General features: G+C 66.7%; 14 protein-coding genes. 6 read left to right on the forward strand and 8 right to left on the reverse strand.

Going from position 1 to position 26,059, the window contains the following annotated elements; genetic code table 11:
* Positions 1–108 precede the first annotated feature (108 nt).
* The 4 genes from J7U46_RS00855 to J7U46_RS00870 are packed head-to-tail and all read left to right on the forward strand — an operon-like array spanning position 109 to position 3,618.
* Entirely contained in the window at positions 109–1,263 is a 1,155-nt protein-coding gene (locus tag J7U46_RS00855; RefSeq protein WP_282822917.1) for an ABC transporter permease, read from the forward strand.
* Entirely contained in the window at positions 1,263–2,021 is a 759-nt protein-coding gene (locus tag J7U46_RS00860; RefSeq protein ID WP_282822918.1) for an ATP-binding cassette domain-containing protein, read from the forward strand. The genes J7U46_RS00855 and J7U46_RS00860 overlap by 1 nt, the downstream gene beginning before the upstream one ends.
* Positions 2,018–3,022 carry an MlaD family protein gene (locus J7U46_RS00865; RefSeq protein WP_282822919.1) on the forward strand — a complete coding sequence of 335 codons (1,005 nt, stop codon included), beginning with the start codon at positions 2,018–2,020 and terminating at the stop codon, positions 3,020–3,022. Before J7U46_RS00860 ends, J7U46_RS00865 begins: the two co-directional genes overlap by 4 nt.
* Complete coding sequence (locus J7U46_RS00870; protein ID WP_282822920.1) at positions 3,019–3,618, forward strand: PqiC family protein; 600 nt, start codon at positions 3,019–3,021, stop codon at positions 3,616–3,618. Before J7U46_RS00865 ends, J7U46_RS00870 begins: the two co-directional genes overlap by 4 nt.
* On the opposite strand, the gene J7U46_RS00875 is transcribed toward J7U46_RS00870, so the two are convergent.
* From J7U46_RS00875 to scpA, 5 genes are read right to left on the reverse strand one after another with little or no spacing between them, the layout of a single operon-like run.
* Positions 3,619–4,083 (reverse strand): VOC family protein, encoded by a 465-nt coding sequence (locus tag J7U46_RS00875; protein ID WP_282822921.1) that lies wholly within the window; start codon positions 4,081–4,083, stop codon positions 3,619–3,621.
* Positions 4,084–4,093: 10 nt separating this feature from the next.
* Complete coding sequence (locus J7U46_RS00880; protein ID WP_282822922.1) at positions 4,094–6,181, reverse strand: acetyl/propionyl/methylcrotonyl-CoA carboxylase subunit alpha; 2,088 nt, start codon at positions 6,179–6,181, stop codon at positions 4,094–4,096.
* A gap of 23 nt (positions 6,182–6,204) precedes the next feature.
* Positions 6,205–7,737: an acyl-CoA carboxylase subunit beta gene (locus tag J7U46_RS00885; RefSeq protein ID WP_282822923.1), complete on the reverse strand. Its 1,533-nt coding sequence runs from the start codon at positions 7,735–7,737 to the stop codon at positions 6,205–6,207.
* Positions 7,730–8,731, reverse strand: a complete 1,002-nt coding sequence (gene meaB / locus J7U46_RS00890; protein WP_282822924.1) for a methylmalonyl Co-A mutase-associated GTPase MeaB — start codon at positions 8,729–8,731, stop codon at positions 7,730–7,732. Before meaB ends, J7U46_RS00885 begins: the two co-directional genes overlap by 8 nt.
* Positions 8,731–10,908, reverse strand: coding sequence for a methylmalonyl-CoA mutase (gene scpA / locus J7U46_RS00895; protein WP_282822925.1), 2,178 nt, complete (start codon positions 10,906–10,908; stop codon positions 8,731–8,733). Before scpA ends, meaB begins: the two co-directional genes overlap by 1 nt.
* A 99-nt stretch (positions 10,909–11,007) precedes the next feature.
* Here scpA and J7U46_RS00900 point away from each other — a divergent pair, with 99 nt between their 5' ends.
* Positions 11,008–11,655 (forward strand): GntR family transcriptional regulator, encoded by a 648-nt coding sequence (locus J7U46_RS00900; protein ID WP_282822926.1) that lies wholly within the window; start codon positions 11,008–11,010, stop codon positions 11,653–11,655.
* 8 nt (positions 11,656–11,663) lie between these two features.
* Here the strand turns inward: J7U46_RS00900 and J7U46_RS00905 are convergent, their stop codons facing one another.
* Genes J7U46_RS00905 through J7U46_RS00915 form a run of 3 tightly spaced genes read right to left on the reverse strand, consistent with a single transcriptional unit; the run spans position 11,664 to position 14,638 of the window.
* Complete coding sequence (locus J7U46_RS00905) at positions 11,664–13,016, reverse strand: bifunctional glycosyltransferase/class I SAM-dependent methyltransferase (protein WP_282822927.1); 1,353 nt, start codon at positions 13,014–13,016, stop codon at positions 11,664–11,666.
* Positions 13,013–13,663, reverse strand: a complete 651-nt coding sequence (locus J7U46_RS00910; protein ID WP_282822928.1) for an acyltransferase — start codon at positions 13,661–13,663, stop codon at positions 13,013–13,015. Before J7U46_RS00910 ends, J7U46_RS00905 begins: the two co-directional genes overlap by 4 nt.
* 18 nt (positions 13,664–13,681) lie before the next feature.
* Positions 13,682–14,638, reverse strand: a complete 957-nt coding sequence (locus J7U46_RS00915; protein ID WP_282822929.1) for a glycosyltransferase family A protein — start codon at positions 14,636–14,638, stop codon at positions 13,682–13,684.
* Positions 14,639–15,094: 456 nt separating this feature from the next.
* Here J7U46_RS00915 and J7U46_RS00920 point away from each other — a divergent pair, with 456 nt between their 5' ends.
* Positions 15,095–25,984 (forward strand): hypothetical protein, encoded by a 10,890-nt coding sequence (locus tag J7U46_RS00920; RefSeq protein ID WP_282822930.1) that lies wholly within the window; start codon positions 15,095–15,097, stop codon positions 25,982–25,984.
* Positions 25,985–26,059: the final 75 nt, after the last annotated feature.

Raw genomic sequence — 26,059 nt, forward strand, 5'->3', positions numbered from 1 at the left:
ATTCCTGGCCGGAAGCTCGCGGCGATGGTGGCACTCGCAGCGCCCTGTTAACCTGCGGCCACCTGGCGACAAGACAGCCCGGGAGAGGCCTTGAGCGAATTCTCTGATTTGCCCACGAACAGACCGGAACCCGAGGGCGCGGGCGCCGCCCTGGCGCAGTGGGAGACCAACGACGATGGCCCGCTGTTGCGGCTGTCCGGCGACTGGCGAGGCCGCTCGGCCCTGCCCCCCTTGCCTGAATTGAATGCCGACGGTGCAGCGCTGCGCCTCGACGGCCAGGCCCTCACCCATTTCGACAGTGCCCTGCCCGCCGCGCTGTGGGCGCTGTGCCAGCGGAGCCGCTGCGAGCTCGATACCCGACTTCTGCCGCCCGGCCTGCGCGGCATGCTGGACCTGGTCAGCCGCGCCCCCGCTGCTGCGGAACCCAGTGCTTCCAACCGGAGCCGCCGCGCACGCTGGCTCACCCTGGTCGGCCTGGATTGGCTGGGCCGCTACCGGCGCACGCGGAACACGCTGGAGTTCACCGGAGCGGTACTGCAATCCCTTTACAAGGCCATGCGCGGCAGCACGGCCATGCGCGGCAGCACGGCCATGCGCGGCGAAGACCTGGCCACCCAGCTGCATGCCACCGGCCCGGCCAGCCTGCCCATCGTGGCCCTGGTGAGCTTCCTGGTCGGGCTGATCATTGCCTACATGGGCGCGGCCCAGCTGCAGCGGCTCGGTGCCCAGTCCTTCATGGCGGACCTCGTGACCATAGGCGTGGTGCGCGAAATCGCCGCGCTGATGACTGGCATCATCCTCGCGGGCCGCGTGGGCGCGGCATTTGCCGCCCAGCTCGGCAGCATGGAGGCCAACGAGGAAATCGATGCGCTGCGTGCCATGGGGCTCAACCCGGTCGAGCATCTGGTGCTGCCGCGCGTGCTGGCCATGGCCCTGATGGCGCCGCTGCTGACCACCTTTGCCGCTGTCGTCGGCATGGCGGCCGGCCTGCTGGTGGCCGTGGGCATCTTCCACGTGGAGTTGCTGGACTACCTCTACCGCAGCGCCAAGGCCCTGACCCTGGCCCATGCCGGCATTGGCCTGCTGAAGGGCACGGTCTACGCCGTGCTGGTGGCCTTGGCCGGCTGCCGCCAGGGCCTCTACGCCGGTCGCAGCGCCGAGGCCGTGGGCCAGGCCACAACCCAGGCCGTGGTGCAGGCCATCATCTGGATCGTCATTGCCGCCTCGGCCCTGACCATCGCCTTCCAGAGGCTGGGCTGGTGATGAGCGAGCAAGCCCTCTTGCGTGCCGAGAACCTGTCGCTGAGCGTGGCAGGCCGCCTGTTGCAGAAAGATCTGAATTTCGACGTGCGGCCCGGCGAGATCCTCGCGCTGATGGGCGGCAGCGGCTGCGGCAAGAGCACCTTGATGCGCCATCTCGTCGGCCTGCAACAGCCCGTTTGCGGCCGCGTCCTTTATGGCGACGTGGACCTGGCCGAGGCCGATGAAGCCGAGCTGGCGCGGATCCGCAGCCACTTCGGCGTCATGTTCCAGTCCGGCGCGCTGTGGAGCTCGATGACCGTGGGCGAGAACGTGATGCTGCCGCTGACCGAGTTCGCCGACCTGGACGAAGAAGCGGTCGAGCAGGTGGCTCGCTTCAAGCTGGCCCTGGTCGGCCTGGATGGCGCCTTCGATGAAATGCCGAGCAGCCTGAGTGGCGGCATGAAGAAGCGTGCCGCCATTGCCCGCGCCATGGCGCTGGACCCACCACTGCTCTTCCTGGACGAGCCCTCGGCCGGCCTGGACCCGCTGACCTCGGCCCGGCTGGATGATTTGATCGTGAACCTGCGCGATCATCTGGGCACCAGCATCGTGCTGGTCACGCATGAGCTGAGCAGCATCTTCGCGGTGGCCGACCGCGCTCTATTTCTCGACGCCAAGGAAAGAACCATGACCGCGCTGGACGCGCCACGCCGCTTGCTGGAAACCGGGCCCGAGGCCGTGCGCGAGTTCCTGCGCGGAAGGGAAGGTGGTCCACGATGAGGAAGCGCCACGGCCACCCTGCCCTGCTGGGCCTGTTCGTCGTCACCGGGCTGATCCTGCTGTTCATCGGTGTCTTCGTGATCGCCGGCGGCAAGCTGCTCGGCGGCAAGGAAAAGGTGGTGATGTATTTCAACGGTTCGATCTACGGCCTGCAGGTCGGCGCGCCGGTGGTGTTCCGGGGCGTGCACCTGGGCAGCGTCAGTGCCATCGGTGTGGCCTACGACGGCGCCAACAACACGGTGTCGATTCCGGTCGAGGCCGAGCTGGAACGCGACATGCTCGGCAACCTCACTGGCGACCACCAGCGCGGCAGCACCCTGCCCACGCTCAACACCCTGGTGGCGCGGGGCCTGCGCGCCCAGCTGGGCCTGCAAAGCCTGCTGACCGGCCAGCTCTACATCGACCTCGACTTCCGTCCCGGCAAGGGCCCGGTGGTCGATGCACCCGAGCACAAGTACGTGGAGATTCCCACCGTCACCACGCCCTTCCAGGATCTGCGCAACCAGGTTGATGGCCTGGACATCAAGCGCCTGGTGGTTGACCTGTCGGCGTTGGCCAGCACCGGCCGGCGCATCATCGAAGGCCCAGAGCTGAGCCATGCGGTCAAGGACATCGAACAAGTGGCCGCCAATCTGCGCCGCCTGAGCGAGCAACTGGACCGCCGCGCCGGCCCCATGACCGAGGCGACCTTGGCCGCTCTGCAAACCACGCAGCAGGCCATGGAGCGCATGAGCAAGGCGGCCGTCACGGTGGATGGCGCGGCCGACCGCGTCAGCAAGACCTTCAATCCGGACGGCCCCATGGTGGCCGACCTGCGCCGCGTGGCCAACGAGCTGGCCCGCGCCGCAGCGGCCGTGGCTGACGCAGCCCAGGACGAAGCGCCACTGAACCAGAACCTGCAGCGCGCGCTGAAGGACATAGGCCAGGCGGCACGCGCGCTGCGCGAGCTGGCCGACACCTTGGACAAGCAACCCGAGTCGGTGCTGAAGGGGCGCAAATGAGCGCGATGAAATCGACAGTCACTCAGCTCGGCCTGCTGGCCGCCCTCGCCCTCGGCGCCTGCGGTACCTCGCCGCCGGTGCAGCTCTACCAGCTGCGGGCCGATCCGCCCGGCTACAGCCCTGCGCAGGCGCTCGCCGCCACCACCAACGCGGCCACCTGGGGCCTCGGCCCGGTCTTGCTGCCCGAGTACCTGGACCGTGACGCCATCGTCCGCGCCAGCGGGCAGGCCAGCCTCCTCACCAACCCTGGCGAGCGCTGGGCCGAGGCGCTGCGCGATGCCGTGCCCCGGCTCTTGCAGCAAGACCTGGCACGGCTGCGGGGCGGCGAATCGGTCTGGCGCATGCCCTTGCCGCCCGGCGTCGCGGCCGCGCGGCAACTGCGCGTCGAAATCCAGCGGCTGGATGCCGAGAGCGGCGGGCGCAGCGTGGTCCTGCAGGCCCGCTGGACCTTGATCGACACCAGCGGCGCAAGCCGGCCGCAAGTGGCCGAGCGGCGCATCGAGGTGGCCGTGACCGGCCCCGACACCGACGCCCTGGTCAGTGCCCACCGCAGCGCGCTGTGGCAGCTGGCACAGGCGATTGCCGGCCAGCCTTGATCAGCCCAGCGCCGCCACCACCTCCGGCGGCGCCTGCACCAGCTCGATCAGCACGCCCTCGCCGGCTATCGGGAACTCGTCATTGCTCTTCGGATGGATGAAGCAGATGTCGTAGCCGGCCGCGCCCTTGCGGATGCCGCCGGGGGCGAAGCGCACGCCGTTGGCCGTCATCCACTCGACGGCCTTTTGCAGGTCGTCCACCCACAGGCCCACGTGATTCAGCGGCGTGGCATGCACCGCCGGCTTCTTCTCCGGGTCCAGCGGCTGCATCAGGTCGACCTCGACCTTGTACGGGCCCGAACCAATCGCGCAGATGTCTTCGTCGACGTTCTCGCGCTCGGAGACGAAGTTGCCGGTGACGGTGAGGCCCAGCACATCGACCCAGAGCTTGCTGAGACGCTGCTTGTCGGGCCCGCCGATGGCGATTTGCTGAATGCCGAGGATCTTGTACGGCTTGGCGCTCATCACTCGAACCTCACTCGAATCGAAGAATGGGCTGATCGACCGACAGGCTCTCGCCCATCTTGGCCAGCACCTCGGCCACCTTGACGTCGCGCTCGGCGACGAGGATGTTTTCCATCTTCATCGCCTCGATCACGGCGAGGCGCTCGCCAGCTTGCACGACCTGCCCTGGCTGTGCGGCAATGTGGACCAACAGCCCCGGCATCGGCGAGAGCAGGAACTTGCTGGTATCGGGCGGCGCCTTATAGGGCATCAGCTGCTGCAGCTCGGCCGCGCGCGGCGAGAGCACGGTCACCTCGATGGCGCGGCCGTTGTGCTGGATGCGGTAGGCCAAGGGGTTCTTGGGCGTGCCGCGCTCGGCCTGGGCCGTGAACGGGCGGCCGTTGACGGTGCCGCTCAAGCGGATGTCGTTGAGCCGCGATTGGCAGACGATGCGGTAGCTCCAGGTCTCGGTGCCGTCGCTGACGTCGATCAGCGCCTCGCCTTGGCTACCGCTGAATTCGTAGACATGCATGGCGTGGCGCTCGAAGTCGCCATGGCCTTCGTTGACGACGGCCACATAGTCGTGCTCGACCTTGACCTCATGGCCCGCCATCTGGCCGCTGATGCCGGCGGCGCGCTCGCGTGCCTTGCGACGGATGAAACCGGCCAGCGCCACGAGGAAGAGTGGGTCGTCATGCGGCACGTCTTCGGCCAGGAAGCCGCCGCCGTACTGCTGGGCGATGAAGCCGGTGTTGAAGTTGCCGCTGGCGAAATCGGGGTGGGCCAGCAGGGCCGACTGGAACGGGATGTTGCTCGAGACGCCACGGATCACGAAGCCGTTCAGCGCCTCGCGCATCTTGGCAATCGCGTCCTTGCGGTCGCGGCCGTGCACGATCAGCTTGGCGATCATCGAGTCGTAGAACATCGGGATCTCGCCGCCTTCGTAGACGCCGGTGTCCACGCGCACGCCACCGAAATGTGCGCCCTCGTAGCTCTCGCCCTGCAGCGTCACCGTGCCCTGCTCCAGGTTGGCCTCGGGCGGCTGGTACTTCACCAGGCGGCCGGTGGAGGGCAGGAAGTTGCGGAACGGGTCCTCTGCATTGATGCGGCACTCGATGGCCCAGCCTTCGCGCTTGATGTCAGCTTGCTTGATGGCGAGCGATTCGCCGGCGGCCACGCGGATCATCTGTTCCACCAGGTCGAGGCCGGTGATGCACTCCGTCACCGGATGCTCCACCTGCAGGCGGGTGTTCATCTCGAGGAAATAGAAGCTCTGGTCCTTGCCGACCACGAACTCCACCGTGCCGGCGCTCTGGTACTTCACAGCCTTGGCCAGGGCCACGGCCTGCTCGCCCATGGCCTTGCGCGTTTCGTCACTGATGAAGGGCGACGGCGCCTCCTCGATCACCTTCTGATGGCGGCGCTGGATCGAGCATTCGCGCTCGTGCAGGTAGACGACATTGCCTTGCGCGTCCCCGAGCACCTGGATCTCGATGTGGCGCGGCTCCTCGACGAACTTCTCCATGAAGACGCGGTCGTCGCCGAAGCTGTTGCGCGCCTCGTTGCGGCAGGACGTGAAGCCTTCGAAGCACTCCTTGTCGTTGAAGGCCACGCGCAGGCCTTTGCCACCGCCGCCAGCGCTGGCCTTGATCATCACCGGGTAGCCGATACCCTGCGCGATCTTCACCGCCTCTTCAGGCGAGAGGATGGGCTCGTTGTGGCCGGGGATGGTGTTGACCCGGGCCTCGTTCGCCAGCTTCTTGGAGGCGATCTTGTCGCCCATGGCCGCGATGGAATAGTGCTTGGGGCCGATGAAGGCGATACCGGCCTCCTCGACGCGGCGCGCAAAGTCCTCGTTCTCGGACAGGAAGCCGTAGCCAGGGTGGATGGCCTGAGCGCCGGTCTTCTGGGCAGCCGCAATGATCTTGTCGGCCACCAAATAGGACTCGCGCGAAGGTGCGGGGCCGAGCAGCACGGCTTCATCGGCCAACTCGACATGGCGCGCATCCTTGTCGGCTTCCGAATAGACGGCAACCGTCTTGATGCCCAGCTTCTGGGCGGTCTTGATGACGCGGCAGGCGATCTCGCCGCGATTCGCAATCAGGATCTTGGTAAACATGGTGGTCTTCTCCTCGTTCCTGATCACAGCGGGATGTTGCCGTGCTTGCGCCACGGGTTCTCGAGCTTCTTGTCCTTGAGCATCGCGAGCGAACGGCAGATGCGCTTGCGGGTTTCGTGCGGCTGGATCACATCGTCAATGAAGCCTCGCGCGCCGGCGACAAACGGGTTGGCGAAGCGGGCCTTGTATTCAGCCTCGCGAGCCGCCAGCTTCTCGGGATCGTTCTTGTCCTCGCGGAAGATGATCTCGACCGCGCCCTTGGCACCCATCACCGCGATCTCGGCATTGGGCCAGGCGAAGTTGACATCGCCGCGCAAGTGCTTGGAGGCCATCACGTCGTAGGCGCCGCCGTAGGCCTTGCGGGTGATCACGGTCACCTTCGGAACCGTGCACTCGGCATAGGCGTAGAGCAACTTGGCGCCGTGCTTGATGATGCCGCCGTACTCCTGCGAGGTGCCGGGCATGAAGCCGGGCACGTCGACGAAGGTGATCACCGGGATGTTGAAGGCATCGCAGAAACGCACGAAGCGTGCGGCCTTGATCGAGCTCTTGATGTCCAGGCAGCCGGCCAGCACCAGCGGCTGGTTGGCCACGATGCCCACGGTCTGGCCGTCCATGCGGGCCATGCCGATGATGATGTTCTTGGCGTAGTCGGGCTGCAGCTCGAAGAAGTCGCCATCGTCGACCGTCTTGAGGATCAGCTCCTTCATGTCGTAGGGCTTGTTGGCGTTGTCGGGCACCAGGGTGTCCAGCGACATGTCCACACGATTGCCCGGGTCGCCGCTGGGGCGCACCGGTGCTTTCTCGCGGTTGTTCAGAGGCAGGTAGTTGAAGAAGCGCCGCAGCATCAGGATGGCCTCGACGTCGTTCTCGAACGCGAGATCAGCCACGCCGCTCTTGGTGTTGTGAGTGGTGGCGCCACCGAGCTCTTCGGCGGTCACTTCCTCATGCGTCACCGTCTTCACCACCTCGGGGCCGGTGACGAACATGTAGGACGAGTCCTTCACCATGAAGATGAAGTCGGTCATGGCCGGCGAGTACACGGCGCCGCCGGCGCAGGGGCCCATGATCATGCTGATCTGCGGGATCACGCCCGAAGCCAGCACGTTCTTCTGGAACACGTCGGCATAGCCGCCGAGCGAGGCCACACCTTCCTGGATGCGGGCCCCGCCCGAGTCGTTGAGGCCGATCACCGGCGCGCCGACCTTCATTGCCTGGTCCATCACCTTGCAGATCTTCTCGGCATGCGACTCCGAGAGCGCACCGCCGAAGACGGTGAAGTCCTGGCTGAAGCTGAAGGCCAGGCGGCCGTTGATCATGCCGTAGCCGGTGACCACGCCGTCACCCGGGATCTTGTTGTCCTGCATGCCGAAGTCCACGCAGCGGTGCTCGACGAACATGTCCCATTCCTCGAACGTGCCTTCGTCGAACAGCAGCTCGAGCCGTTCTCGCGCGGTCAGCTTGCCCTTGGCATGCTGGGCGGCAATGCGCTTCTCGCCGCCGCCCAGGCGCGCCTTGGCGCGCTTCTCTTCGAGCATCTGCTGGATGTCATGCATGGTCGGTGTCTCCTGAAAACTTGGACAGCAGCGCACGGGCTGCCGTTGAGGGCGCGAGCTGGCCTTGCAGCACTCGCTCGGTGATGGTCGAGAGCGCCGCGCGAACGGCGGGCGCTTCGGAAAACTGTTGCTTGAGCCCGGCCTGGATGCGCTCCCACATCCAGGCCAGCGATTGCTGCTGGCGCTTGGCGGCGAAGCTGCCGTTGCCGGCTTGCAGTTGCTGGAAGCGGCTCACCGCTTCCCAGAAATGATCGAGCCCTTCGCCCTTCAAGGCTGAGAATTGCATCACGCGAGGGTGCCAGACGGATTCGTCATGCGCATGGCCGTGCATGCTATGCAGGCGCAACGACGAGGCGATATGGGCCTGCGCACGCGTTGCAGCGGCATGGTCCAGGTCGGCCTTGTTGATGACCACCAGGTCGGCCAGTTCCATCACGCCCTTCTTGATCGCCTGCAGGTCGTCGCCGGCATTGGGCAGTTGCAGCAAGCAGTACATGTCGGTCATGCCGGCCACGGCGGTTTCGCTCTGGCCGACGCCGACGGTCTCGACGATGACGATGTCAAAGCCCGCCGCCTCGCAGACCAGCATGGCCTCGCGCGTCTTCTCCGCCACGCCGCCCAGCGTGCCGCTGCTGGGGCTAGGACGGATGTAGGCGCGCTGGTCCATCGAGAGCCGCTCCATCCGCGTCTTGTCGCCGAGGATGGAGCCGCCCGACAGGCTGCTGGACGGGTCCACCGCCAGCACCGCCACGCGGTGGCCGCGCGCGATCAGGAACAGGCCCAGGGCTTCGATGAAGGTGCTCTTGCCCACGCCGGGCACGCCGGAGATGCCAAGGCGCAGCGAGCGGCCGGTGCGCGGCAGCAGCTCGGTCAGCAGGGCATCGGCCTCCACGCGGTGGTCGGCGCGGGTGGATTCGAGCAGCGTGATGCTCTTGGCGATGGCACGGCGCTGCTCGGCACCCGGCTCCCCAGCGACCGCCGCAGCGAGGTTCATCAGGCGGCGACCTGTGCAACGGATTTTCGGATCTGCTCGAGCACGTCTTTCGCGCTGGCCGGGATCGGCGTGCCGGGGCCGTAGATGCCCTTCACGCCGGCCTCATAGAGGAACTCATAGTCCTGCGCCGGGATCACGCCGCCGACGAAGACGATGATGTCGTCCGCGCCCTGCTTCTTCAGCTCGGCAATGATGGCCGGCACCAGGGTCTTGTGGCCGGCAGCCAGAGTCGAGACGCCGACGGCATGCACATCGTTCTCGATGGCCTGGCGGGCACATTCCTCGGGTGTCTGGAACAGGGGGCCCATGTCCACGTCGAAGCCCAGGTCGGCATAGGCCGTGGCCACGACCTTGGCGCCGCGGTCATGGCCGTCTTGCCCCAGCTTGGCGATCATCACGCGCGGGCGGCGGCCTTCCGTCTCGGCAAAGGCCTTGATCTCGTCTTGCAGCTTGGCCCAGCCCTCGGCCGAGTCGTAGGCGGCGGCATAGACGCCGCTGACCTTCTGCGTGTCGGCGCGGTGGCGGCCGAAGACTTCTTCCAGCGCATCGCTGATTTCGCCGACGGTGGCGCGCAGGCGCACGGCCTTGATCGACAAGTCCAGCAGATTGCCTTGGCCGTTGCGCGCCGCTTCGGTCAGCGCGGCCAGCGCCGCTTGCACGGCAGCCGTGTCGCGCGTGGCCTTGATGGTGTTCAGGCGGGCGATCTGGCTGTCGCGCACTTTCATGTTGTCCACGTCGAGGATCTCGATCGGGTCTTCCTTGGCCAGCTTGTACTTGTTGACGCCGACGATCACGTCCTTGCCCGAGTCAATGCGGGCCTGCTTCTCGGCCGCGCTGGCCTCGATCTTCAGCTTGGCCCAGCCGCTGTCCACCGCCTTGGTCATGCCGCCCATGGCCTCGACCTCTTCGATGATGGACCAGGCCTTGTCGGCCATGTCCTGCGTGAGCGACTCCATCAGGTAGCTGCCAGCCCAGGGATCGACCACGTTCGTGATGTGGGTCTCTTCCTGGATGATCAGCTGGGTGTTGCGGGCGATGCGCGAGGAGAACTCGGTGGGCAGCGCGATGGCTTCATCCAGCGAGTTGGTGTGCAAGGACTGCGTGCCGCCGAACACCGCCGCCATGGCCTCGATGGTGGTGCGCACCACGTTGTTGTACGGGTCCTGCTCGGTGAGGCTCCAGCCCGAGGTCTGGCTGTGCGTGCGCAGCATCAGGCTCTTGGGGTTCTTGGCGTCGAAGCCCTTCATGATCCGGCACCACAGCAGGCGCGCGGCGCGCATCTTGGCGATCTCCAGATAAAAGTTCATGCCCACGGCCCAGAAGAAGGAGAGACGGCCAGCGAAGTCGTCCACGTCGAGGCCGGAGGCAATGGCCGTCTTCACATACTCCTTGCCGTCCGCCAGCGTGAAGGCCAGTTCCAGCGCCTGGTTCGCGCCGGCTTCCTGCATGTGATAACCCGAGATCGAGATCGAGTTGAACTTCGGCATGTTCTTGGCGGTGTAGCCAATGATGTCGCCGATGATCTTCATGCTCGGCTCGGGCGGGTAGATGTAGGTGTTGCGGACCATGAACTCCTTGAGGATGTCGTTCTGGATGGTCCCGGACAGCTTGTCCTGCGAAACGCCCTGCTCCTCCGCCGCGACCACGTAGCCGGCCAGCACGGGCAGCACGGCGCCGTTCATGGTCATGGAGACCGAGACCTTGTCGAGCGGGATGCCGTCGAACAGGATCTTCATGTCTTCCACCGAGTCGATGGCCACGCCGGCCTTGCCCACGTCGCCGGTTACGCGCGGATGGTCGGAGTCGTAGCCGCGGTGCGTGGCCAGGTCGAAGGCCACCGACACGCCCTGCCCGCCCGCGGCAAGAGCCTTGCGATAGAAGGCGTTCGATTCCTCGGCGGTGGAGAAGCCGGCGTACTGCCGGATGGTCCAAGGACGCACCGCATACATCGTGGCCTGCGGGCCGCGCAGATAGGGCTCGAAGCCAGGCAGCGTGTCAGCGTGCGGCAGATTTGCCGTGTCGGCCGCCGTGTAGAGCGGCTTGACCGTCAGGCCTTCGGGCGTCACCCAGTTCAGGGCCGAGACATCGCCGCCCGGGGCCGACTTGGCGGCCGCCTTGTGCCATTGCTCCAGCGTGGCGGCAGCAAATTCAGATGGGTTGGGCTTGGACTCAGGCATGGGGCAACTCCGTTGAAGGTGGCATCATACCGCCTCCGTTATTCATAATTATGAATTCAGAACTGGCTAGAATCTGACACGCCTCGCTTTTCAACACGCATGTCCGCTGCACCACCCCTCGCCCCCCGCGCCCTTTACCAGGAGGTCGCCGAACGCCTGCGTCAGCAGATCTTCGGCCGCGAGCTCGAGCCCGGCAGCTGGATCGACGAGCTGAAGCTCTGCGCTGAGCTCGGAATCAGCCGCACGCCGATGCGAGAGGCCCTGAAGGTGCTGGCCGTCGAAGGCCTGGTCACGATGAAGCTTCGGCGCGGCGCCTATGTCACCGAGATGAGCGAGCGCGATGTGCGCGAGGCCTACCAGTTGCTCGCCCTGCTGGAAAGCGATGCGGCAGCCCGCGTGGCCGAATCAGGCAGCGACGCCGAACTGGCTGAACTGCAAGGCCTGCATGAAGAACTCGAAGCCGCCATCGACCAGCGCGACGCCTTCTTCATCGCCAATGAGCGCTTCCACCTGCGCCTGCTGGAGATCGAGGGCAACCGCTGGCGCCATCAGATGGTCAACGATCTGCGCCGCGTGATGAAGCTGAACCGCCACCACTCCCTGTTCAAGCACGGCCGGCTGGCAGAGTCCCTGGCCGAACACCAGGCCGTGATGAAGGCCATCAGCCAGCGGGATGGCAAGTCCGCAGCGCGCCTGATGCGCGAGCATTTCGAAAACGGGCTGACGGCCGCGACGGCCGACGCCTGACCCCCCCTTCAGGCCGCGACCGCCCTCACCACGTACTGCAGCGGCAGCGCGTCGCGCACCGCGCCTTCAGGATCGCGCCCCATGGCCATGGCCATCTGCCGGATCGCGTTCAGGACCGGCTCGCGGCCCGGCTCGTCGAAGATGCGCGGCACGCCGGCTTCTATCCTGAAGCCGGCCGACTGGAACAGCTCGAAGAGGGTCACGCGGGTGAACCAGCGCAGATGGGTGCGGTCCAGCAAGCCGCCCGATTCATAGCGGAAGTCGCCCACCGACAGCCGACCCTGCAGGCTCCAGTGCTGGACATTCGGAATGCTCGCCACCACGCATCCTCCGGGCGGCAGCACGGCGCGGATGCGCTGCAGCACCTTCCAGGGGTCGCGCAGGTGCTCCAGCACGTCGCCGAACACCCAGCAGTCGCGCGACGCGTAGTCGCGGAACTGGCTGTCGTCGGTCGCCTCCAGGTCCAGCGCCTGCACGCCGTCGCAGAAACGCGCGGCGATCTCGGCGGCCTTGGGGTCCAACTCGACGCCGATGTAGTGGACGCCCGGCCGGCTGCTCTTCACCGCATGCGCCAGGGCGCCGGTGCTGCAGCCGATCTCGACAATGGCCTTGGCCGTGGCGGGAATCAGGGCCAGCAGGTCCGGGTTGTGGCCGGTGGGCGGCGGCAGCGCCTGGGCGGCCTGCTTGGCGCGCACCTCTGCAAACCATTCATCGAGGTTGTAGCTGCCCGTGGCCTGGCTGGTGCCCTGGCCGATGTGGTCCACATAGACCTTCTTTGTGCCCATCAGCACGTCGTTGCCGCACCAGTCCAGGTGGCGCAGCAGGTCCGACTTGCCGGCATCGTGCAGGGCCAGCATGGGCGCCACCATGGGCGCGCCATGCTTGATCGGCAGCGGCCATTGGCGCATCACCTCGACATTGCAGAGCATGCAGGGCGGATGCAGATAGGGCACGGCGCCGTAGGCATAGGGAATGTCGAAACCGTCGCGGTTCACATAGGCCACGCCGCCGGCGCCGTAGTCGCCGGGCTGCAGGGCTTCGGCCAGCAACTCGAGGAAACCATCGCGGCGGATCACGATGTCGGTATCCAGGAACAGCACCGGGCCGCTCAGGCCCAGCTCCGTGATCGCCCAGGCCATGCCAGGGCCGTGGTGGATGTTGTAGCCCATCACGTGCAGGGCCACGTTCTCGAAGCCGGCCGCCACCTCGCGGATCTTCTCCACATGCTCGGGCGTCGAGCCATCGACCACGTGCACCGGGTTCGAATAGAACTGCCGCAGCGAGCTCAACAGGCCCTGCAGCAGTTCGGGCGAGTTATAGGAGACGGCCACCACGGGAATGGTGTGGATGTCGACCTTCATGGGTTGGTTCCCTCCGCGCTGACTTGACCCACCACCTGCGCCGGATTGCCGGCCACGATGCTCATGGGCGGCGCTTCGAAGCCAGGCGTCACTACCGCGCCGGCCGCAATCACGCAGCCCCGGCCAATCTTCACGCCCTTCAAGAGGGTGACGCGCGAGCCGATGAAAACCTCATCGCCCACTTCAACGCCGGCCGGGCGCGGATCGGGCGAGCGACGGTGCGGCAGGCGCAGGTCGTGCGAATTGCTGTCCATCACATGCAACTCGGGGCCGACGAGCACATTGGCGCCGAAGCGGATGCTGGCGCCCTCGGAGATCAGCACGCAGCGGTTGTTGAAGACGCAGCCCGGGCCGATCTCGATCAGCGACTCGGGCGTCCGCGCCTCCACATAAGTACAGCTGTGCGCGCCGGGCGAGCGCGGCACGCCGAAGACGGCCGTGGCGTCGATGCGGATGCGGCCAGCGCCCTTGAACTGCGTGGGCGTCAGCAGGTTCAGCGTGCGGGCGCCCTGACCCGTCAGCTCGATCCGCCCACGCTCCGAGGTGTGGAAGAAATAGTGGATCAGGAGGCCGCGCACCCACAGTTCCAGGTCCAGCGGATTGCTGCGGGACAGTCGCTTGCGCAGGCCTTCGATGATGTTCAGCATGGTGCGAAGCCCGCCGGTTCAGAACTTGTGCAAGGCGAGGAACTCCTGCCAGATCGGCAGGAACTCGTCCTCCGCACCCGGCTCACCATCCCGCATGCGCGGCAGCACACGGCAGAAGGGCTGCATGTCTTCCTGCCCCGTGTAGCGCTGATGAAGGGCAGCGGCAATGCCGTCGTAGCACTGCCTCGCATGCTCCTCGCCCAGTTGGCCGATGCGCCGCGCGCCCACGGCCAGGGCGGCATAGCCCAGGTGGGCCGCCTTCATGTGCTTGCCGTAGAGCTGGTTGGAGTGCCCCTCGCCACCGGTGCGGAAGTGGCCGAGCCGGTCCTGGATGTAGGCGACCGGCCCGTTCAGGCTGGCAGCCAGGAAGGCTCCGAGGTCCCACAGGCCAGCGTAGGAGACGCCGCCGAACTCCGGCTTGAAAAGGAGCGCGGCCGACTGCCGGGTCATCACGCAATTGGAGAACTCGCCGAACCAGTTCTGGCACTTCGGGATGGTGGTGGTGAACATCGCGCCCGCGTCCAGCGAGACGACGCGGCTCATCGCCTGCAGCACGCCGGCCGGTATCGGCATGCCCTCGATGGGCTGGCCGCGCTCATTGGCCGTCCAGCGGGCGCTGATGCTGCAGGAGAAACTCCCGGCCCCATGGATCGCCCGGTGGGCGGCATAGAAGTCCGGGTAGATCACATCGTCATCCAGCAGCAGGTGCACCAGCTCGGTGCTGTTGTCCCAGAGCTTGAGCAGGTGCAGGAAGTTCTCGTAGGCACCGACGCGCGGCCCCTCGTGGATCTCGATCGGCAGGCGCTCGCGTGCCACCAGCATGGCGGGTGATTCCAGGATCTGGCGGAACTCCCCGCCCGGGCTGTCGTCCGAAACGATGATGCGGTGACTCTTGTGCGTCTGCGTGACCAGGCTGGTCATCAGCTCGACCATGTACTTGGTCTTGTAGGCAGGAATCAGCGTGGTGATTTGCATGGAATTGCGCAGGGGCGACTGTCGCCCGGATGGCCGGCGACGATGCGTGATTTAACTCGCGACTCATCAGGGTTCATGGGCAGAACAGCCAAGTATTGCTCCGGCTTTTGTAACCATTGTCGGGACGCCTGACCCCTAGCATGGTCGGACCCTGAAATCAGTCCGCCCGGAGCCCCCAATTGCCTGTTTTTATAGCAATATGTGGCCTCAGCAATATTTGTAACAAGCGTGCCCAGTTCCGGGCTTGCTTGTCGCTCAAGCGAAGCTTGCGACAAGAGTGCTCAAGTTGTGAGCACTCTTGTCGAAAACCGAATGAAGCGGGAAGGCCTCGTGCATGCGCCATGCGCGAACGCCTGCCCGAATGACAGCAATGGCGTGTGACACTGCGCCTGTGAGATCTGTGTCGAAGATGTCGCCCCTGGGTGGCAATTCAGCAATGAACCAAGTGAGTTAAAGATGGCCTCTATCATTTCCAGCCTCTCGACAGCACAGATCGCCAGTCTTGCCACTCAAACACTCGCCAAGCTGACCACCGAAGACTGGGCAGCTTTCAACTCCGACCAGATAGCGGCCCTCACAACCCGGCAAGTCGGCACGCTCGGCACCTTCGCCATCGCTTCGCTGTCCAGCGACCAGATCGCCAAGTTCCAGACCGAAGACCTGCGGGCGCTGTCCACCACGGCCCTGCGCTCGATGAGCACCGACCGGCTCGGTGCGCTGAACTCTGACCAGCTCGCGGCCTTTGGTACCAACCAGGTCTCGACCCTGACCACCACCCAGTTGGCCGGCCTCGTCAGCGACGATCTGAACGCCTTCACCAGCGACCAGTTCAAATCCTTCACCTCGGCCCAGATGGCCGGCCTGACGACCGACCAGATCGGCAAGCTGCAGACCGACGACCTGCGCGCCCTCAGCACCGGCGCCCTGCGCGCCCTGAACACCGCCCAGTTGGGCGCCCTCAACTCCGACCAGTTCGCCGCGCTGAGCACCACCCAGGTGGTGTCGCTTACCACGGCCCAGTTGGCGGGCTTGACCACCGACGACCTCAACGGCCTGACCAGCGACCAGTTCAAGGTCCTCGGTTCCGCCCAGGTGGCCGGCCTCACGACCGACCAGATCAAGGCGCTGCAGACCGATGACCTGGCGGCGATCAGCACCGCCGGCATCAAGGGGATGAATTCAGCCCAGATCGCCGCGATGAGCACCGACGAGGTGCGGGCGATGGGCACGGCCCAGTTCAATGCCCTCGGATCCAGCCAGCTGGCGGGGCTGCGAACCGACCAGATCGCCAAGCTGGAAACCGACGACCTGCGCGCCATTAACACCGGCGCGCTTCGTGCTTTGAACAGCGACCAATTCGCAGCACTCACGTCGGACCAGACCGCTGCCCTGACCTCGGCCCAGGTCGTCTCGCTGACCACTGGCCAGATCGCCGCCATGGCCAGCGACGACCTGAACGCCTTCACCACCGACCAGTTCAAGGTCCTGACCTCGCTGCAGATCGGCGCCATCGGTACCGACCAGGTGGGCAAGCTGCAGTCCGACGACCTGGCTTCGATCTCCACGGCCGGCATCAAGGGCCTCAACTCGGCTCAGATTGCCGCCCTGACCACCGATGAAGTGGTGGCCCTCGGCACTCAGCAAGTCGCTGCGCTGGGTACGGCCCAGGTGGCCGGCCTGCGCACCGACCAGATGGCCAAGCTGGAGACCGACGACCTGCGCGCCATCGGCACGGCCGCCCTGCGCTCGCTCAGCACGGACCAGCTCGGTGCCCTCGGCTCCGACCAGTTGGCCGCCATGACCACGGCCCAGGTCAACTCGCTGACCTCGACCCAGATCAAGGGCCTGGTCAGCGATGACCTGAACGCCTTCACGAGCGACCAGTTCAAGGCCATGGGCTCGGCGACCATCGCCGCGATCACGACCGACCAGATCAAGACGCTGCAGACCCAGGATCTGGCCGCCATCTCGACCGCCGGCGTGCGCGGCCTGTCTTCCGATCAGGTCGCTGCGCTGAGCACCGACGAGATCGTGGCCCTGGGCACAGCCCAGTTCGCTGCCATGACCTCGGCCCAGCTGGCCGGCCTGCGCACCGACCAGATCACCAAGCTGGAGAGCGACGACCTGCGTGCCATCAGCACCGCCGCGCTGTCCAAGCTGACGTCCGACCAGACCGCCGCGCTGACCAGCGACCAGGTCGCCCAGCTGACCACGGCCCAGATCGCCTCGCTGGCCACCACGCCGGTCAACCAGCTCGGCTCGTTCTCGACCGATGACATCCGCGCCCTGACCACGGCCCAGGCGGCCGCGCTGACCTCGGCCCAGGTCAAGGCCCTCGGCACCGACCAGATCGCCAAGTTCGAGACCGATGACCTGCGCGCGCTGAACACTGGCGCCATCAAGGCCCTCGGCACCGATCAACTCGCAGCGCTGAACTCCGACCAGATCGGCGCCCTCACCTCGGCCCAGGTCGTCTCGCTCACGACGGCCCAGGTGGCCGGCCTGCAGACCGACGACCTGAACGCCCTGGTCAGCGATCAGATCAAGGTCCTGAGCTCGCTGCAGATCGGTGCCATCACGACCGACCAGCTGAAGGCCATGACCACGGACGACGTGGCAGCCATTTCCACGGCAGGCATCAAGGGCCTGACCTCGACCCAGCTCGGCGCCATGACCACCGACGAGGTCGTGGGCCTCAGCACCGCCCAGGTGGCAGCCATGGGCAGCGCCCAGGTCGTGGGCCTGCGCACCGACCAGATGGCCAAGCTGGAAACCGACGACCTGCGCGCCATCAACACGGGCGCGCTGCGCTCGCTGAACAGCGACCAGCTCGGCGCCTTGACCAGCGACCAGTTGGCAGCCATGACCACGGCGCAAGTCAACTCGCTGACCTCGACCCAGATCAAGGGCCTGGCCAGCGATGACCTGAACGCCTTCACCAGCGACCAGTTCAAGGCCATGGCCTCGGCCACGATCGCGTCGCTGTCGACCGACCAGATCAAGACGCTGCAGACGCAGGACCTGGCCGCGATCTCCACCGCCGGCATCCGCGGTCTTGGTTCCGACCAGATCGGCGCGCTGACGACCGACGAAATCGTCGCGATGACGACGGCCCAGTTCGCCTCGCTCACCTCGGCCCAGGTGGCCGGCCTGCGCACCGACCAGATCACCAAGCTGGAGAGCGACGACCTGCGCGCCCTGAGCACCGGCGCACTGTCCAAGCTGAGCACCGACCAGACGGCGGCGCTGACCTCCGACCAGGTCGCCCAGCTGACCACGGCCCAGGTCGCGGCCCTGGCCACGACGCCGGCCAACCAGATCGGCTCCTTCTCGACCGACGACATCCGTGCGCTGACCACGGCCCAGGCCGCCGCCATCACCTCGGCGCAGATCAAGGGCATCGGCACCGACCAGATGGCCAAGTTCGAGACCGACGACCTGCGCGCGCTGAACACCGGCGCCATCAAGGCCTTGTCGACCGACCAGCTGGCCGCGCTGAACTCCGACCAGATCGGTGCGCTCACCACGGCCCAGCTCGTCTCGCTGACCACGGCCCAGGTGGCCGGCCTGCAGACCGACGACCTGAACGCCCTGACCACCGACCAGATCAAGGTGCTCGGCTCCGGCCAGATCGCGGCGCTGACCACCGATCAGCTGAAGGCCATGCAGACCGACGATGTGGCGGCGATCTCGACCGCCGGCGTCAAGGGTATGTCTTCGGCTCAGGTTGCTGCGCTGACCACCGATGAGGTGGTCGCCATGGGCACGGCCCAGTTCGCAGCGCTCGGCTCGGCCCAGGTGGCCGGCCTGCGCACCGACCAGATGGCCAAGCTGGAAACGGACGATCTGCGTGCGATCAACACCGCCACGCTGCGCGCCCTCAACACCGACCAGCTCGGCGCGCTGAACTCCGACCAACTGGCCGCGATGATGACCTCGCAGGTCAATTCGCTGACCTCCGCCCAGATCCAGGGCCTGGTCAGCGATGACCTGAACGCCTTCACCAGCGACCAGTTCAAGAACATGACGTCGGGCCAGATCGCGGCCATGACGACCGACCAGATCAAGACCCTGCAGACACAGGACCTGGCCGCCATTTCCACCGCCGGCGTCAAGGGTCTCTCCTCGGCCCAGGTCGCCGCGCTGACCACGGACGAGGTGGTGGCGCTGGGCACCGTCCAGGTGGCCGCGCTCGGCTCGGCCCAGGTGGCCGGCCTGCGCACCGACCAGATGGCCAAGCTGGAGACCGACGACCTGCGTGCGCTGAACACCGGCGCGCTGAGAGCCCTCAACACCGACCAGCTCGGCGCCCTGAACTCCGACCAGCTCGGCGCCATGACCACGGCGCAGGTCAACTCCCTGACCTCGACCCAGATCAGGGGCCTGGTCAGTGACGACCTGAACGCCTTCACGACCGACCAGTTCAAGAACATGTCGTCCGGCCAGATCGCGGCCATGACGACCGACCAGATCAAGACGCTGCAAACGCAGGACCTGGCCGCCATCTCGACGGCCGGCGTCAAGGGCCTGTCGTCCGACCAGGTCGCGGCGATGACGACCGACGAGATTCAAGCCCTCGGTACGGCGCAGTTCGCTGCCATGGGCACGGCCCAGCTCAACGGCCTGCGCACCGACCAGATCATCAAGCTGGAAAGCGACGACCTGCGGGCCATCAGCACGGGTGTGCTGTCCAAGCTGAGCTCCGACCAGATCGCGGCACTGACCTCCGATCAGGTCTCGCAGCTGACCACGGCCCAAGTCGCGGCCCTGGCCACGACGCCGGCCAACCAGCTCGGCGCCTTCTCGACCGACGACATCCGCGCGATGACCACGGCCCAGGCCGCGGCCATCACCTCGGCCCAGATCAAGGGCCTGACCACCGACCAGGTGGCCAAGTTCGAGACCGATGACCTGCGCGCCCTGAACACGGCCGCGATCAAGGCCTTCGGCACCGACCAGCTGGCCGCGCTGAACTCCGACCAGATCGGCGCGCTGAGCAGCGCCCAGGTGGTGTCGCTGACCACGGCCCAGATTGCCGGCCTGCAGACCGACGACCTGAACGCCCTGGTGAGCGACCAGATCAAGGTGCTGACCTCCACGCAAGTCGGTGCGATCACCACCGACCAGCTGAAGGCCATGACCACCGACGATGTGGCGGCCATCTCCACGGCCGGCATCAAGGGCCTCTCGTCCACCCAGATCGGCGCCCTGACCACCGACGAGGTCGTGGGCCTGAACACGGCCCAGATGGCCGCGCTCGGCTCGGCCCAGGTGGCCGGCCTGCGCACCGACCAGATGGCCAAGCTGGAGACCGACGACCTGCGTGCGCTGAACACCGGCGCGCTGAGAGCCCTCAACACCGACCAGCTCGGCGCCCTGAACTCCGACCAGCTCGGCGCCATGACCACGGCGCAGGTCAACTCCCTGACCTCGACCCAGATCAGGGGCCTGGTCAGTGACGACCTGAACGCCTTCACGACCGACCAGTTCAAGAACATGTCGTCCGGCCAGATCGCGGCCATGACGACCGACCAGATCAAGACGCTGCAGACGCAAGACCTGGCCGCCATCTCGACGGCCGGCGTCAAGGGCCTGCTGTCCGACCAGGTCGCGGCCATGACGACCGACGAGATCCAGGCGCTTGGCACGGCGCAGTTCGCCGCCATGGGCACGGCCCAGCTCAACGGCCTGCGCACCGACCAGATCATCAAGCTGGAAAGCGATGACCTGCGTGCGATCAGCACGGGCGTGCTGTCCAAGCTGAGTTCCGACCAGATCGCGGCGCTGACCTCCGATCAGGTAGCCCAGCTGACCACGGCCCAGGTTGCCTCGTTGGCCACGACGCCGGCCAACCAGCTCGGCGCCTTCTCGACCGACGACATCCGCGCGCTGACCACGGCGCAGGCGGCAGCCCTGACCAGCTCGCAGGTCAAGGGCCTGACCACCGACCAGATGGCCAAGTTCGAGACGGATGATCTGCGTGCGCTCAACACCGGCGCCGTCCGCGCCCTCGGCACCGACCAGATCGCGGCCCTGAACTCCGACCAGATGGCGGCGCTCAGCTCGGCCCAGCTCGTCTCGCTGACCACGTCCCAGGTGGCCGGCCTGCAGACCGACGACCTGAACGCCCTGGTGACCGACCAGATCAAGGTCCTCACCTCGGGCCAGATCGCCGCACTGACGACCGATCAGATCAAGGCCATGCAGACCGACGACGTGGCGGCGATCTCCACCGCCGGCGTCAAGGGCCTGACCTCGACGCAGCTCGGCGCCCTCACCACCGATGAGGTGGTGGCCCTGAACACGGCCCAGATGGCCGCGCTCGGCTCGGGCCAGGTGGCTGGCCTGCGCACCGACCAGATGGCCAAGCTGGAAACCGATGACCTGCGCGCCATCGGTACCGGTGCCCTGCGTGCGCTGAACAGCGACCAGCTCGGCGCGCTGACCTCGGATCAGCTGGCCTCGATGACGACCAACCAGGTCAATTCGCTGACCTCCAGCCAGATCCAGGGTCTGGCCACGGATGACCTGAACGCCTTCAGCACCGACCAGTTCAAGGCCATGGCCTCGGCCACGGTGGCTGCGCTGACGACCGACCAGGTCAAGGCGCTGCAGACGCAGGACCTGGCCGTGCTGTCCACCGCCGGCATCCGCGGCTTCAACTCGGCCCAGATCGCCGCGCTGACCACGGACGAGGTGGTGGCGATGACGACGGCCCAGTACGCCGCCCTCGGCACGGCCCAGGTGGCCGGCCTGCGCACCGACCAGATCACCAAGCTGGAAAGCGATGACCTGCGCGCCATCGGCACGGGCGTGATCTCCAAGTTCACGACCGACCAGTTCGCCGCGCTGACCTCCGACCAGGTGGCCGTGCTGACCACGGCGCAAGTCGCGGCCCTGGCCACGACGCCGGCCAACCAGCTCGGCGCCCTGTCCACCGACGACATCCGTGCCCTGACCACGGCCCAGGCCGCTGCCCTGACCTCTTCGCAGGTCAAGGGTCTGTCGACCGACCAGATGGCCAAGCTGGAGACCGATGACCTGCGGGCCATCAACACGGCCGCCATCAAGGCCCTGGGCACCGACCAGATCGCCGCGCTGAACTCCGACCAGATGGGCGCGCTGACCACGGCGCAGGTCAGCTCGCTGACCACCGCCCAGGTGGCCGGCCTGCAGACCGACGACCTGAACGCCCTGGTCAGCGACCAGATCCGCGTGCTGTCCTCGGCCCAGATCGGCGCGCTGACGACCGATCAGGTCAAGACCATGCAGACCGACGATGTGGCGGCCCTCTCCACCGCCGGCATCAAGGGCCTCAACTCGGCCCAGATCGCGGCCATGACCACCGATGAAACGGTGGCCATGACCACGGCCCAGTACGCCGCCCTGAGCTCGGCCCAGGTGGCAGGCCTGCGCACCGACCAGATCGTCAAGCTGGAAAGCGACGACCTGCGCGCCATCAACACCGGCGCCCTGTCCAAGTTCAGCAGCGACCAGTTCGCGGCACTGACCTCCGACCAGGTGGCCCAGCTGACCACGGCCCAGGTCGCAACGCTGAGCACGACGCCGGTCAACCTGCTGGGTGCCCTGTCCACCGACGACATCCGGGCCCTGACCACGGCCCAGGCCGCTGCGCTGACCAGCTCGCAGGTCAAGGGCTTCTCGACCGACCAGATGGCCAAGCTGGAGACCGATGACCTGCGTGCCATCAACACGGCCGCCATCAAGGCCCTGGGCACCGACCAGCTCGCTGCACTGAACTCCGACCAGATCGGCGCGCTCACCACGGCGCAGGTCAGCTCGCTGACCACCGCCCAGGTGGCCGGCCTGCAGACTGACGACCTGAATGCCCTGGTGACCGATCAGATCAAGGTCCTGTCTTCCGCCCAGATCGGCGCGCTGACGACCGATCAGGTCAAGGCCATGCAGACCGACGATGTGGCGGCCATCTCGACGGCCGGCATCAAGGGCCTCGGCTCTGCGCAGCTTGGCGCCATGACCACCGACGAGGTGGTGGCGATGAACACCGCCCAGTTCGCTGCCCTCGGCAGCAACCAGGTGGCCGGCCTGCGCACCGACCAGATGGCCAAGCTGGAGACCGACGACCTGCGTGCAATCAGCACGGCCGGCCTGCGCGCGCTCAGCACCGACCAGCTCGGTGCGCTGAACTCCGACCAGCTCGGCGCGATGACGACCGCCCAGGTCAACATCCTGACCTCGACGCAGATCCGCGGCCTGGTCAGCGACGACCTGAACGCCTTCACCAGCGACCAGTTCAAGGCCATGGCCTCGTCCACGGTGGCCGCCCTGACGACCGATCAGATCAAGACCCTGCAGACCGCCGACCTGGCTGCCATCTCCACCGCTGGCATCAAGGGCTTCGCCTCCGACCAGATCGGCGCGATGACGACCGACGAGATCGTCGCCCTGACGACGGCCCAGGTCAGCACGCTGAGCTCGGGCCAGATCGCCGGCCTGCGCACCGACCAGATCACCAAGCTGGAAAGCGACGACCTGCGTGCGCTGAGCACCTCGGCCCTGTCGAAGTTCTCGACCGACCAGTTCGCAGCGCTGACCTCCGACCAGATCGGCCAGCTGTCCACGGCCCAGATCGTGTCGCTGACCTCGCAGCAGCTGACCAGCCTGTCGACCGACGACGTGAAGGCGCTGACCACGGCCCAGGCCGCGGCGCTGACCACGGCCCAGGTCAAGGGCCTGTCGAGCGACCAGATGGCCAAGCTCGAGACCGACGACCTGCGTGCGATCAACACCGCCGCGCTGCGTGGCCTCGGCACCGACCAACTGGCCGGCCTGAGCACCGACCAGCTGAGCGCCCTGACCTCGGCCCAGGTGTCCTCGCTGACCACGGCGCAAGTCGCGGGTCTCGCGACCGACAAGCTGAACGCCTTCACCAGCGATCAGTTCAAGGCGCTGACCTCGGCCCAGATCGCCGGCCTCGGCACCGACCAGGTCAAGGCGCTGCAGACGGACGACCTGGCTGCCATCAGCTCGGCCTCGCTGCGCGGCCTGTCGTCAACGCAGATCGGCGCACTGACCACGGATGAGACCGTGGCCATGACGACGGCCCAGTACGCCTCGCTGACCAGCGCCCAGACCGCCGGCCTGCGCACCGACCAGATCGCCAAGCTGGAGACCGATGACCTCCGCGCCATCGGCACGGCGGCCCTGTCCAAGTTCGGCACCGACCAGCTCGGCGCCCTGAACTCCGACCAGCTCGGCGCGCTGACGACGACGCAGGTGAACTCGCTCACCTCGGTCCAGATCCAGGGCCTGGTCAGCGACGACCTGAACGCCTTCACGACCGACCAGTTCCGCGCCATGGGCTCGAACCAGGTCGCTGCCATCAGCAGCGATCAGGTCAAGACCCTGCAGACGGCCGACCTGGCAGCGATCTCGACGGCGGGACTGCGTGGCTTCAGCTCCGACCAGATCGCGGCCCTGACGACCGACGGCATCGTGGCCCTGGGCACGCAGCAGTTCGCGGCCCTGAGCTCGGGCCAGGTGGCCGGCCTGCGCACCGACCAGATCGCCAAGATGGAGACGGACGACCTCCGCGCTCTGTCCACGGCGGCCCTGTCCAAGCTGACGACCGAGCAGTTCGTGGCCTTCACCTCCGACCAGGTGGCCACGCTGACCAATACCCAGGTCACGGCGATCACCTCGGCCCAGGTCACGGCCATGGGCTCGGACGACCTGAATGCGATGAGCACGGCTCAGTTCGGCGCGCTCACCGCCACCCAGGTGGCCGGTATCACGGTCGGCATGATGGCCAAGCTGGAGACGGACGACCTGCGCTCGCTGAGCCTGTTCGGCCTGCGTGCCCTCAGCAGCGATCAGCTGAACGCGCTGACCACCGACCAGGTCGGCACGCTGACCAACTTGCAGGTCTCGCTGCTGTCCACGGCCCAAGTGGCCACCTGGGCGACTGACGATGTGCAGGCCCTGCGATCCGACCAGGTGGGTGCGCTGACGTCCAACCAGATCTCGGCCATGAACAGTGACCAGATCAAGACCTTCGCGACCGACGATCTTCGTGCCATGGGCACCTCGGCGCTCAAGGGTCTGGCCTCGGACGATCTGTCGGCCCTGAACTCCGACCAGATCAGCGCCTTCACCAGCGCCCAGATCGGTGCCCTGAGTTCCTCGCAGGTGGTGGGCATCGACGCCGCCGACATCGACAACATCAGCACCGACTCGCTGCGCGGTCTCACGACCTCGGCCCTGCACGCCCTGACGACCGATCAGTTCCTGGCCTTCACCAGCGACCAGATCAGCTCGTTCACGACGGCGCAGATCACCGCGATCACGACCGACCAGCTGAGGGCGATCACGACCGACGAGATGGATGCGCTCAGCACCGCCCACATCGCGGCGCTGAACTCCAGCCAGATCGGCGCGTTCTCGACGGATCAGCTGCGTCAGCTGGACTCGGATCACATCCACGCGTTCACCACCGCGCAGATGCCGGGCCTGACGACCGACCAGATCCGCTCGCTGACCACCGATCAGATCGACGGCCTCGACTCCCAGGACATCGCCAAGATGACGATGACCCAGGTTGCCGCCTTCACGTCCGACCAGATTGGCTCGATGACCGGCGAACAGATCGAAGGCATGGTCTCGGCAACGCCGATCATGCTGGACCTGGATGGCAACGGCATCACCACGCTGTCGGCCGCCCAGGGCGTCAACTTCGACCTGCTCGGCAACGGCAACACCCACAAGTGGGGCTGGGTCGGCGGCAACGACGGCCTGCTGGTGATGGACCTGAACCACGACGGTCTGATCAACGACGGCAAGGAACTGTTCGGCAGCGGCACGGTGCTCGCGAACGGCCAGCATGCGGCCAACGGCTACCAGGCACTGGCGGCACTGGACATCAACCACGACGGCAAGATCGACCTGCTCGATGCGGCCTTCAAGGACCTCAAGGTCTGGGTGGATGCCAACCACGACGGCAAGACCGATGCCGGCGAGCTCAAGGCCCTGCAGGATCTGGGCATCACCGAGCTCGACCTGAAGGCGCAGGCCAGCAGCGTGATCGACAACGGCAACCTGGTGGGCCTGGTGTCTGGCTACAAGACGGCCGATGGCAGCACGCACCAGATGGCCGACGTCTGGTTCGCCAAGGACGTCAAGCCCGAGGGCAGTGCCACGACCGAGCCCAAGGTCAGCCTGCACGAGGTGCTGGCGCCGCCGCAGGGCAGCGTGCTTGGCGATGCCTCGGCGTCGACCGGCTACGTGCCGCACCACGATCCGCTCAATGCGCACCTGCTGGCGCACAAGAAGCTGGACGAGGATGAGCGCCTGCCGCCGCTGATCTGATGAAAACCCGAGCGGGGCCCAGCGCCCCGCTCCCAAAGCCGCCCCGCCCCGGTTCATGCCGAGGCGGGGCGGCTT

The sequence above is a fragment of the Pelomonas sp. V22 genome (genome assembly GCF_030014915.1).
Classification (GTDB): Bacteria; Pseudomonadota; Gammaproteobacteria; order Burkholderiales; family Burkholderiaceae_C; genus JAUASW01.